Origin of the sequence: Methylobacterium sp. R2-1, assembly GCF_014191355.1 — a bacterium.
In the GTDB taxonomy this organism is placed as follows: Bacteria; Pseudomonadota; Alphaproteobacteria; order Rhizobiales; family Beijerinckiaceae; genus Methylobacterium.
Genome location: NZ_JACHWM010000007.1, coordinates 39,993 through 50,679, shown reverse-complemented (window position 1 = coordinate 50,679; position 10,687 = coordinate 39,993). Strand labels below are relative to the sequence as shown.

Sequence of the window (10,687 nt, the reverse complement as noted above, 5' to 3'; positions counted from 1 at the left end):
AAGCTTTCGGAGATGCCCACACGATGACTGGCCGACGCCTCCACCCCGCCGCCGGTCCGCTGCTCGTGGTCGCCGCGCTGGCGCTCCAGCCGCAGCCGGCGAGCGCCCAGGTCTCCTCCTTCCTCGATGGCCTGTTCGGCCGCAAGGAGGAGCCGGCGCCGCCCCCGGCCCCCGAGCCGGAGGCCGCCCCGGCCCCGGCCAAGAAGGCGGCGGCCAAGCCCGGCAAAGGCGCGGACAAGGGAGCGGACAAGGCGGCCGAGAAGTCTGCGGAAAAACCCGCCGAGAAGACCGGCAGCATCAAGGCGGCGGCCAAGCCCGGCGCGGCTACCCCGACGACGCCGGCCGCTAATTCCGGCACGCGGGTCGCGGCGGTGGGAGCGCCCAGTCTCGGTGCCTCGCTGCAGGACGCCGATCCGACCACGATCGTGGCGGCGGCCAACACCTACTTCAACGGCTTCCAGACGCTGACCGGCTCGTTCATCCAGATCGGCGCCGATGGGCGCCGCATCGGCGGCAAGCTCACGCTCGCCAAGCCTGGGCACCTGCGCTTCGAGTACGACCAGCCCTCGCCGCTCGAAGTGGTGGCCGACGGCACCTCGGTCGCGGTGCGCGATCGCAAGCTCAACACCCAGGATCTCTACTTCATCTCGCAGACACCGCTGAAATTCCTGCTGCGGGACAAGATCGACCTCGCCCGGGACCTCACGGTAAGCGAGGTCACCAACGATCCGGGCGGCGTGCGGATCGGGCTGGAGGACCGCTCGACGCTGGGCGGCACCTCGAAGATCCAGCTCTACTTCGATGCCGAGATGAAGACCCTGTCGCAGTGGCGGATCACCGATCCGCAGGGCTACCTCACCACGGTGCAGCTCTCGAACCTGCAGAAGGGCAAGGCGGTCGACGGATCGCTGTTCTTCATCAATTACGGCCGGTCCGAGGACAAGGCGATGCAGCAGCGGATCGACGGCCGCAATCCTTGAGCCGAGGGCAGAGGCTACGGAAAGCAACATGGGTTGATCTCGACGCTGCCCTGTTGCAATGGATCGCGACACCCTATGCCGTAGGCATTCAAATTCTCGGCATAACAGCAGGAATACGCTTGGGCAGGCGCCTGCTTTAAACATCCGTTGAGAGGGCGGCAGGCCAATAGGGCAACCGCCCACGAGGGGCGGCCTTCATGGGACGCTGTCCGGCCGCATGCCCGCCTTCATGTCCGCCCTCGCCGCTCCGTCGCTTCCAGTTTCCCTCCCGTTCGAGGCGGCGCTCGCCGAGATGGCCGCCCCCCTCCTCCTGCTCGACGCGGGCGGAACCGTCCTCTTCACCAATGCCCGCGCCGCGGCGCTGCTGTCCTGTGCCGAACCGGTCGGCCTCTCCCTGCCCGTCCTGCTGGCGCAATCCGGGGCCGCCGAGCCGGAGGGTGAGCCCGTTCTGGAAGCCGTGCGCGCGACCCGCCCGGCCCGGGCGCGCCTCACCCTGGATGGTGACCGGCGCGTCGAGGCGGCGCTCGCGCCGCTCTCGGCCGGCGGCTTCGCCCTCACCTTCGAGGACGTGACCGAGCAGCTGCGCGGCGCGGCTCTGGCCCGGCAGGAGCCGCTCACCGGCCTTTGCAACCGTGTCGGCCTGCACGACCGCCTTCACGCGGCGCTCGCCGAGGCAGACCGGACGGGTGCACCGCTCGCGGTGCTGATGCTCGACCTCGACCGGTTCAAGGCCGTCAACGACACGCTCGGCCACCCGGTCGGCGACGCGCTCCTGCGCAAGGTCGCCGAGCGCCTGCGCAAGGCCACCCGCAGCGGGGACGTGGTCGCGCGGCTCGGCGGCGATGAATTCGCCATCCTCCAGGCCGGTGCCGAGCAGCCCCAGGCTTCCGAGGCCCTGGCGCGCCGCCTCGTCGATCTGGTCGGCCGCACCTACGTCGTCGACGGTCACATGCTCAATGTCGGCGTCAGCGTCGGCGTCGCCGTCGCTCCCGTCGACGGCCGCGGCGCCGACGACCTCCTGAAGCATGCCGACCTCGCCCTCTATCGGGCCAAGGCCGAGGGTCGGGGCACCTACCGCTTCTTCGAGCCGGCGATGAACGCGCAGATGCAGGCGCGCCGCAGCCTGGAGATCGACCTGCGCCGGGCGCTCGCCCTCAAGCAGTTCGATCTCGCCTTCCAGCCGCAGATCCAGTTGGAGACCGGGGCGGTGACCGGCTTCGAGGCGTTGCTGCGCTGGAATCATCCCGAGCGCGGCCCGGTCTCGCCGGCCCTGTTCATCCCGCTGGCCGAGGAGATCGGCATCATCGTCGGCATCGGCGAGTGGGCCCTGCGCGCCGCCTGCCGCGAGGCGGCGTCATGGCCGCAGCCCGCATCGATCGCCGTCAACCTCTCTCCCGTGCAGTTCCGCGGCGGCAAGCTGGTCGAGACGGTGATGAACGTGCTGGCCCAGACCGGTCTCGATCCGGCCCGGCTGGAGCTGGAGATCACGGAGGGCGCGCTCTTGGAGAACACCGACAGCGTGCTCGACGTGCTGAACGGCCTGCGCGCGCTGGGCGTGAAGATCTCGATGGACGATTTCGGCACCGGCTACTCGTCGCTGAGCTACCTGCAGAAATTCCCCTTCGACAAGATCAAGATCGACCAATCCTTCGTCCGAGGCATGGAAGGCAATGCCGAGTGCGGGGCGATCGTGCGGGCCATCGCCCGGCTCGGCGCCAGCCTCGGTATGCGCACCACCGCGGAGGGCGTCGAGACACCGTCGCAACTCGACGCCATCCGCGCCGAGGGCTGCACCGAAGTCCAGGGCTACCTGACCGGGCGCCCGATGCCGGCGGCTCAGGCCGCTGCCCTGCTGTCGTCTTCTCCCGTCGCCTCCCCCGCCGACGCTGCCTGATGAGCCAGGAGTCTCCCGTGAGCCAGCCCGCGTTGAACCAAGACTCGTTGAACCAAGATCTGCGCCGCCTCGTCTATTACAGTCGCAACCGGGTCGGCGGCCCCGCGGCGATGAACGAGACGATCCGCGGTATCCTCGCCGCGAGCCGCACCAACAACGCCCGCGTCGGCGTGACCGGTGCGCTGATGTTCAACGCCGGCTGCTTCGCGCAGGTGCTGGAAGGGCCGGGCGAGGCGGTCGAGACCACCTTCGAGCGCATCCAGCAGGACGAGCGCCACGGCGAGGTCTCGCTCCTCGCCTTCGAGGCGGTGGAGACACGTCTCTTCACCGAATGGTCGATGGCCTTTGTCGGCGCCTCGCAGGCCGACGCGGCGCTCTACGGCGACATGGCGGGTGAGAGCGGCTTCGACCTGTCGCGGATGACGGGAAACAATTTGTGCGCCGTGCTGCACGGCCTCGCCCTGGAGGAGGAGGCCGCCGCGGCCTGACGGTTTGCGAGACGCGCGGGTTGGGCTAACGGGGCGGCATCCCTCGCCACGCTCCTCAGGCAATCCCCGTGCGCCTCACCGTCACGACCTGGAACATCAACTCGGTGCGCCTGCGCATCGAGTCCGTGTTGCGCTTTCTGCGGGAGGCGCAGCCGGACGTGCTCTGCCTTCAGGAGACCAAGTGCCCCGACGACCTGTTCCCGCTCAAGGCGTTCAAGGGCTCGGGCTACGAGAACATCGTCTTCGCCGGGCAGAAAGGCTATAACGGCGTCGCGATCATCTCGCGCTTCCCCCTGATCACCCGCGACGTGATGAGCTTCTGCGAGCGAGCGGATGCGCGCCACATCTCGGCGGTGCTCGGGCCCGAGGCAGGGCCGGCGGCGGGAATCGTGTTGCACGATTTCTACGTGCCCGCCGGTGGCGACCTCCCCCACCGCGACCTGAACCCGAAATTCGCGCACAAGCTCGACTTCCTGTCCGAGTTGCGCGCCTGGGCCGGCCGGCGCGTCTCCGGCCCGGCGATTCTGGTGGGCGACCTCAATGTCGCGCCGCTGGAGCACGATGTCTGGTCGCACAAGCAGCTTCTCGACGTGGTGAGCCACACCCCCGTCGAGACCGAGGCCCTTGAGACCCTGCGCGGTGAGGCCGGCTGGATCGACGCGGCGCGCCTCCTCACTCCGGAGCCCGAAAAAATCTACACGTGGTGGAGCTATCGCTCGCCGAACTGGGAGCTCGCCAATAAAGGCCGGCGCCTCGACCACGCCTGGGTCTCGCCCGATCTCGTCGACACCGTGCGCCGGGTCGAGGTGTTTCGCGAGGCGCGCGGCTGGGAGAAGCCCTCCGACCATGTCCCGGTCACGCTGGCCCTCGAACTCTAGCCGGGAACGCCGAGGGCGGTTCAGGCATTTGGCCTCCAACACGAATCATCGAAATGGAGCTCACCGGATGCGCTCGATCCTGCGCCAGATCCTCGTCGTCTTCCTCCTGCCCAAGGCCATCTCGTACCTGCGTCGCCGCTACGGCGGTGGCCGTGCCGCGGGGCAGCATCGCTCTTACTGAGTTCGAGAACGAATTCAGGTTTTGAAAGGTCGAGTCCTTTCAAGGGTCCAGGGCAGAGCCTGGTGAAGGGACGCCGGGGCGCTGCCCCCGGCGCCCCGCCAAAGGGATGATCCCTTTGGAATCCCGATATCAGGCGACCCGCCGACGGCCGTAGCCGAACCAGATCACCAGCCCCAGGCCGAGCCAAGCCAGCAGCCGCAGCCAGGTGTCGCCGGGCAGGCTCGCCATCAGGGCGAGACAGGCGAGGATGCCCAGTACCGGCACCACCGGACCGCCCGGCACCCGGAAGGGCCGTGCCAATTCAGGCTCCGTGCGGCGCAGGATCAGCACGCTCGCGCAGACGAGAGTGAACGCGAACAGCGTGCCGATGCTGACGAGTTCGCCCAGAATTCCGATCGGCACCAGTGCGGCCACGACGGCCGTGGCGAGGCCGATGAGGCCTTGAGCGACGAACGGCGTCCGGCTCGAGGCGCCGATGCGCGAGAAGACATCCGGCAGCATGCGGTCGCGGGCCATGGCGTAGCAGATCCGCGCCTGTCCGTAGAGCGCAGTGAGCGCCGCCGTGGTGAGCCCGATCAAAGCCCCGAGCTTGATCGCCGCCGAGAACCCGGTCAGCCCGGTCACCGCCATCGCTTTCGCGATCGGGTCGGCCACGTCGAGCTCGCGATAGGGCACGAGGCCGGTGAGCACCGCGGCCACAGCCACGTAGAGCGCCGCGGTGACGACGAGCGAGCCGAGCAGCCCCACCGGCGCGTCCCGTTGCGGGTGGCGGGTCTCACCGGCGGCGGTCGAGATGGTCTCGAAGCCGACATAGGCGAAGAACACCACCCCGGCCCCGCGGAAGATGCCGCTCCAGCCGAAGGCGCCGAACGGACCCTCGTTCTCCGGCACCAGCGGCTGCCACAGGTCGGGCCGCAAATGCAGGGCACCGAGGCCGAGGAAGGCGAGGATGATCGCGACCTTCAGCGCCACCAGCAGGGCGTTGGTTCGGGCGGCCGATCGATTGTCGCGCATCAGGAGCGCGGTCAGCGCAAGCGTGATGAGGGCCGCCGGCAAGTTGACGAGCCCGCCCTCCCCCGGCGCCGCGGCGAGCCACGCCGGCAGAAGCAGGCCTACATCGGCCAGGAGGCTCTGCGCATAGCCCGACCAGCCGACGGCGATCGTCGCGGCCGCCATGGCGAATTCGAGCACGAGGTCCCAGCCGATGATCCAGGCAGGCAGCGCCCCCAGCGTCGCGTAGGTGTAGGAGTAGGTCGAGCCGGCGACCGGAAGCATCGCGGCGAGTTCCGCGTAGCAGAGCGCCACCAGCCCGCTCGCCACCGCCCCGAGCACGAAAGAGAGCATCAATCCCGGCCCCGCGTAGTTGGCCGCCGCCGTTCCCGTGAGCACGAAGATCCCCGCTCCGACCGTCGCCCCGACGCCGATGCAGATGAGGCTGAAGGCGGAGAGGTTTCTGGCGAGCGAGGGGCCGTCCGTGCCGGAATGGTCGGCGATGAGCGCGGCGATGGGCTTGCGGGCGCCGAGGGCGGGATGGGGCATGAGGTCTCGCGTGCCTTGAGCGGGTCGCCTCCGGCAACGCGAAATCCGCGCCGGTCGTGAGGCCATGGATGAGGCGATGTAACCGTGAGGCACTCCGAAGCGGGTGTCGCCCGCGGAGCCGGCGGCACTGGCACTTCCCACGGTTTCGTGTATGGTCCGCGCCGCCTCGACCCGGCTGACGGGCGGGGCTTGTGCCGCTTGCGGCTGACCGTGCTGGACGACATCCCGGCACCGGCCCGACCGCGAGCTTCAAGGCGCCTTGCCCGTCACGGGCGGCGCATCCGAACAAACCCCATCTGAAAGGCCTGCGATGTCGATCACGGCAGAGCGCAAGACCGCGCTCATCAAGGACTACGCCAAGGGCAACAAGGACACCGGCTCGCCGGAGGTCCAGATCGCCATCCTCACCGAGCGGATCACCAACCTGACCGCCCACTTCAAGACCCACGGCAAGGACAACCACTCCCGCCGCGGCCTCCTGAAGCTGGTGTCGCAGCGCCGCTCGCTGCTCGACTACCTGAAGCGCAAGGAAGAGGCGCGCTACCGCACCCTCATCGAGCGCCTCGGCATCCGCCGCTAAGGCAACCCACGCGGTCCCTCGGGACCGCGTTTTCACAAGCAGCGCTCTTAGCCGAAGTGGACGCCGGTTCGGCGTAAGAGAGCGCAGCAAGCCAAGAAGGATTGTCCGGGCATGGGGCTCGGCCGGTCCCCCGGGCGGCTTGAAGGCAAAGGGCGCCAGGGCAGGATCGCGAGACGCTTTTTCTCACAGAAGAGCGTCTCGCCGTCTTGCCTCTGGCGGCGCCGGGTTCGCCCGACTCGCATGTTCGAAGGCAGAAGACACACATGTTCGACGTACAACGTGAAGAGCTGATCTGGGGCGACCGCAAGCTCGTTCTCGAGACCGGCAAGACCGCCCGGCAGGCGGACGGCTCCGTGGTCGCCACCTACGGCGAGACCACCGTGCTCGCCACCGTGGTCGCGGGCAAGGAGCCCAAGGCCGGCATCGACTTCCTGCCGCTCACCGTGAACTACCAGGAGCGCGCCTACGCCGCCGGCCGCATCCCGGGCGGCTACTTCAAGCGCGAGGGCCGTCCCTCCGAGAAGGAGACCCTTGTCTCCCGCCTGATCGACCGCCCGATCCGTCCGCTCTTCGTCGAGGGCTGGCGCAACGACACCCAGGTCGTCGTCACCGTCCTCTCCCACGACCTTGAGAACGATCCCGACATCGTCTCGATGGTAGCGGCCTCCGCCGCGCTGACGCTGTCCGGCGTTCCGTTCATGGGCCCGATCGGCGCGGCCCGCGTCGGCTACCTCAACGGTGGCTACAAGCTGAACCCGCTGGTGACGGAAGTCGCCGAGTCGACCCTCGACCTCGTCGTCGCCGGCACGCAGGACGCGGTGCTGATGGTCGAGTCCGAGGCCAAGGAGCTCTCCGAGGACGTGATGCTCGGGGCCGTGATGTTCGGCCACAAGCACTTCCAGCCCGTCATCGAGGCGATCATTCGCCTGGCCGAGAAGGCTGCCAAGGAGCCGCGCGACTTCTCCCCGCCGGAGAACGCCGACGTGGAGAAGGCCGTCCTCGACATCTGCGAGGCGGAGCTGCGCGAGGCCTACAAGAAGACGGTCAAGCAGGAGCGCTACGCGGCCGTCGACGCCGTGAAGGCGAAGGTGGTTGACGCGCTCTGCCCGGCCGAGGGTGAGCAGAAGTTCAGCCCCGAGAAGGTCAAGGCGGCCTTCAAGGAGGCGCAGTCGAAGGTGGTTCGCTGGAACATCCTCGACACCGGCTCGCGCATCGACGGCCGCGACGTGAAGACCGTTCGCCCGATCGTGTCGGAAGTCGGGGTGCTGCCCCGCGCCCACGGCTCCTCGCTGTTCACCCGCGGCGAGACCCAGGCGCTGGTCGTGGCCACGCTCGGCACCGGCGAGGACGAGCAGTTCATCGACGCGCTGGAGGGGACCTACAAGGAGCGCTTCCTGCTCCACTACAACTTCCCTCCCTACTCCGTCGGTGAGACCGGCCGCATGGGCTCGCCCGGCCGCCGCGAGATCGGCCACGGCAAGCTCGCCTGGCGCGCGATCCGTCCCGTTCTGCCGCCGGCCCACGAGTTCCCGTACACGATCCGCGTGGTCTCCGAGATCACCGAGTCGAACGGCTCCTCCTCGATGGCTTCCGTCTGCGGCGGCTCGCTGTCGCTGATGGATGCGGGTGTGCCCCTGCGCCGTCCGGTCGCCGGCATCGCCATGGGCCTGATCCTGGAAGGCGAGCGCTTCGCGGTGCTCTCCGACATCCTCGGCGACGAGGATCACCTCGGTGACATGGACTTCAAGGTGGCCGGCACGGACGAGGGCATCACCTCGCTCCAGATGGACATCAAGATCGCCGGCATCACCGAGGAGATCATGCGCGTCGCTCTCGCCCAGGCGAAGGACGGCCGCGCCCACATCCTCGGCGAGATGGCCAACGCGCTGACCGCGGCCCGCCCCGAACTCGGCGAGTACGCGCCGCGCATCGAGACGATGCAGATCCCCACCGACAAGATCCGCGACGTGATCGGCACCGGCGGCAAGATCATCCGCGAGATCGTCGAGAAGACCGGCGCCAAGATCAACATCGAGGATACCGGCGTCGTGAAGATCGCCTCGTCCGACGGCAAGGCGATCAAGGCGGCCTATAACTGGATCCGCTCCATCGTTGCCGAGCCCGAGGCCGGCACGATCTACGACGGCACGATCGTCAAGATCATGGAGTTCGGCGCCTTCGTGAACTTCTTCGGCGCCAAGGACGGCCTCGTCCATATCTCGGAGCTCGCCGCCCAGCGCGTCGCCAAGGTCGGCGACGTCGTGAAGGAGGGCCAGAAGGTCAAGGTGAAGTTCCTCGGCGCCGACGAGCGCGGCAAGATCCGCCTCTCGATGAAGGTCGTCGATCAGGAGACCGGCGAGGACATCACCGAGAAGCTCAAGGCCGAGCGCGCGGAGCGCGGCGAGCCGGAGCGTGAGGAGCGCAGCGACCGCGGTGACCGCAGTGACCGTGGCGATCGCGGTCCCCGCCGCGACCGCGGCGAGCGCCGCCGGGAGTCGTCGGGCGAATAAGCCCCTCTCACAATCCATACTGGACGCTTGAAGAGCGCGGTCCCTCCGGGGGCCGCGCTCTTTGCTTGAGCGCTTCGAACGCGACCGGCGCTCCGTCCTCTCCGCGCGCGACAACAACATCCTGCCCGGTGCCTCCCGGACCGTGTGCTTCCAGATTATCGCCGGGTTCCGGCGCGCGGGCGCGCTCCAGGCTTCCTTGCCCGCGTGCCCTCCCCCTAACACGGGGGCGACGCCCGCCGCGCGGGTGTCTCCCCCGGAGCCTACCGATGTCCGACGATCTCGTCTTCTACACGAACCCGATGTCCCGCGGCCGGATCGTCCGCTGGATGCTGGAGGAGGTCGGCGCGCCCTACCGCACCGAGATTCTCGGCTACGGCACCTCCATGAAGGCGCCGGCCTACCGGGCGATCAACCCGATGGGGAAGGTCCCCGCCCTCCGCCACGGCGGCACAGTGGTGACCGAGTGTGCCGCGATTCTCGCCTATCTTGCCGACGCCTTCCCTGAGGCCCGGCTCGCCCCTGAGCCGGGCCACAGCGACCGGGCTCCCTATTATCGCTGGCTGTTCTTCTGCGCCGGCCCGATCGAGGCCGCGGTGACGAACGGCGTGCTCAAGGTGAGTGTCCCCGACGATCCGCGCATGCAGGGCATGGTCGGCTACGGTAGCCTGGAGACGGCGCTCGACACGCTCGAGGGCGCGGTCGCCGGGGTGGAGTTCGTGGCAGGCGGCCGGTTCAGCGCTGCCGACCTCTACGTCGCCTCGCATCTCGGCTGGGGCATGCAGTTCGGCACGATTCCGAAGCGCCCTGCCTTCGAGAGCTATGTCGGGCGCCACCTTGAGCGGCCGGCGGCCGTGCGGGCACGGGAGATCGACGACGGGCTTCTCGCACAGGCCGCGAGCGCCTCGTAGCCGCCTTTCCACGGAACGGCGTCGGCCGCCCCGCGTTCGCCCCGCGAACCCGCACGGGCATCAAGAAGGAGCGCGTTGACCGTGAACGAGATGATCGAGGACATTTTCTCCGGCGAGCCGAACCTGAGCATGACAGAGCGGGCCGTCTCCGTCGCGTTGGGTCTCGGTATCGCCGCCGCGGCGGCGCAGCCCCGGCCGAACAAGCTGCTGAGCCTCGCCGCCCTCGTGGTCGGCGTCGGCCTCGCCGTGCGCGGCGCCACCGGCCACTGCGCCGTCAAGGCGGTCACCGCGGGCGGGCGTGACCTGACCGGCTGACGACCGTTCGACGACCTCGACCGGCCGGCGACGCTTCCGCTTCGTTGCCGGACAATGCGGCTCCAACGAAAAGGGGCGCTCCCCGAGGAGCGCCCCTTCCTTCTATTGTCGTCGTGAGATCTCAGAATTCAGAGCGAGCGGCTGCTGGTGCGGCCGGCGATGAAGCCGTAGATCGCGAGCACGACGCAGGCGCCGATAATGGAGCCGATGAAGCGCGCGCCCTCGTTGGGCCCGTACCAGCCGACCGCCTGACCGATGAAGGTCGCGACGAAGGCGCCGACGATGCCGAGGATCGTCGTCATGATGAAGCCCGCGGGCTCCTTGTCACCGGGCATGATGAACTTGGCGATGACGCCGGCCACGAAGCCGATGATGATGGTCCAGAGAATTTCCATTTGGCTCCAACCCCGAAAA

General features: G+C 68.7%; 10 protein-coding genes. 8 read left to right on the top strand and 2 right to left on the bottom strand.

Features of this window, described 5'->3' with window-relative positions; all coding sequences use genetic code 11:
- Positions 1-23: 23 nt before the first annotated feature.
- The 4 genes from FHU13_RS11590 to xth all read left to right on the top strand — a co-directional run bounded on the left by FHU13_RS11590 (position 24) and on the right by xth (position 4,240).
- Positions 24-980 carry an outer-membrane lipoprotein carrier protein LolA gene (locus FHU13_RS11590; RefSeq protein WP_183436000.1) on the top strand — a complete coding sequence of 319 codons (957 nt, stop codon included), beginning with the start codon at positions 24-26 and terminating at the stop codon, positions 978-980.
- A 229-nt stretch (positions 981-1,209) separates the two neighbouring features.
- A complete protein-coding gene (locus FHU13_RS11585; RefSeq protein ID WP_183436204.1) occupies positions 1,210-2,874 on the top strand; it encodes a putative bifunctional diguanylate cyclase/phosphodiesterase in 1,665 nt (554 codons plus the stop codon).
- 17 nt (positions 2,875-2,891) lie between these two features.
- The gene (locus FHU13_RS11580; RefSeq protein ID WP_409518496.1) at positions 2,892-3,362 is read left to right on the top strand and encodes a BLUF domain-containing protein; all 471 of its coding nucleotides are present in this window, start codon (positions 2,892-2,894) and stop codon (positions 3,360-3,362) included.
- Between the two features lie 68 nt (positions 3,363-3,430).
- Positions 3,431-4,240, top strand: coding sequence for an exodeoxyribonuclease III (xth, locus tag FHU13_RS11575; protein ID WP_183435998.1), 810 nt, complete (start codon positions 3,431-3,433; stop codon positions 4,238-4,240).
- A 310-nt stretch (positions 4,241-4,550) separates the two neighbouring features.
- Here the strand turns inward: xth and FHU13_RS11570 are convergent, their stop codons facing one another.
- A complete protein-coding gene (locus FHU13_RS11570) occupies positions 4,551-5,960 on the bottom strand; it encodes an amino acid permease (protein ID WP_183435997.1) in 1,410 nt (469 codons plus the stop codon).
- Positions 5,961-6,270: 310 nt separating this feature from the next.
- Here FHU13_RS11570 and rpsO point away from each other — a divergent pair, with 310 nt between their 5' ends.
- From rpsO to FHU13_RS11550, 4 genes are all read left to right on the top strand, one after another.
- Complete coding sequence (rpsO, locus tag FHU13_RS11565) at positions 6,271-6,540, top strand: 30S ribosomal protein S15 (protein WP_003597553.1); 270 nt, start codon at positions 6,271-6,273, stop codon at positions 6,538-6,540.
- A gap of 263 nt (positions 6,541-6,803) precedes the next feature.
- Positions 6,804-9,050 (top strand): polyribonucleotide nucleotidyltransferase, encoded by a 2,247-nt coding sequence (pnp, locus tag FHU13_RS11560; protein ID WP_183435996.1) that lies wholly within the window; start codon positions 6,804-6,806, stop codon positions 9,048-9,050.
- A gap of 266 nt (positions 9,051-9,316) precedes the next feature.
- Positions 9,317-9,958, top strand: a complete 642-nt coding sequence (locus FHU13_RS11555; protein ID WP_183435995.1) for a glutathione S-transferase family protein — start codon at positions 9,317-9,319, stop codon at positions 9,956-9,958.
- Positions 9,959-10,048: 90 nt separating this feature from the next.
- The gene (locus FHU13_RS11550) at positions 10,049-10,273 is read left to right on the top strand and encodes a YgaP-like transmembrane domain (protein ID WP_210279257.1); all 225 of its coding nucleotides are present in this window, start codon (positions 10,049-10,051) and stop codon (positions 10,271-10,273) included.
- Between the two features lie 128 nt (positions 10,274-10,401).
- Here the strand turns inward: FHU13_RS11550 and FHU13_RS11545 are convergent, their stop codons facing one another.
- The gene (locus FHU13_RS11545; RefSeq protein WP_183435994.1) at positions 10,402-10,668 is read right to left on the bottom strand and encodes a GlsB/YeaQ/YmgE family stress response membrane protein; all 267 of its coding nucleotides are present in this window, start codon (positions 10,666-10,668) and stop codon (positions 10,402-10,404) included.
- Positions 10,669-10,687: the final 19 nt, after the last annotated feature.

Coding starts and splice junctions, on each gene's coding strand:
- FHU13_RS11555 (WP_183435995.1), top strand. CDS start 9,317: ATGTCCGACGATCTCGTCTTCTACACGAACCCGATGTCCCGCGGCCGG.
- pnp (WP_183435996.1), top strand. CDS start 6,804: ATGTTCGACGTACAACGTGAAGAGCTGATCTGGGGCGACCGCAAGCTC.
- FHU13_RS11550 (WP_210279257.1), top strand. CDS start 10,049: ATGATCGAGGACATTTTCTCCGGCGAGCCGAACCTGAGCATGACAGAG.
- FHU13_RS11585 (WP_183436204.1), top strand. CDS start 1,210: ATGTCCGCCCTCGCCGCTCCGTCGCTTCCAGTTTCCCTCCCGTTCGAG.
- rpsO (WP_003597553.1), top strand. CDS start 6,271: ATGTCGATCACGGCAGAGCGCAAGACCGCGCTCATCAAGGACTACGCC.
- FHU13_RS11545 (WP_183435994.1), bottom strand. CDS start 10,668: ATGGAAATTCTCTGGACCATCATCATCGGCTTCGTGGCCGGCGTCATC.
- FHU13_RS11570 (WP_183435997.1), bottom strand. CDS start 5,960: ATGCCCCATCCCGCCCTCGGCGCCCGCAAGCCCATCGCCGCGCTCATC.
- FHU13_RS11590 (WP_183436000.1), top strand. CDS start 24: ATGACTGGCCGACGCCTCCACCCCGCCGCCGGTCCGCTGCTCGTGGTC.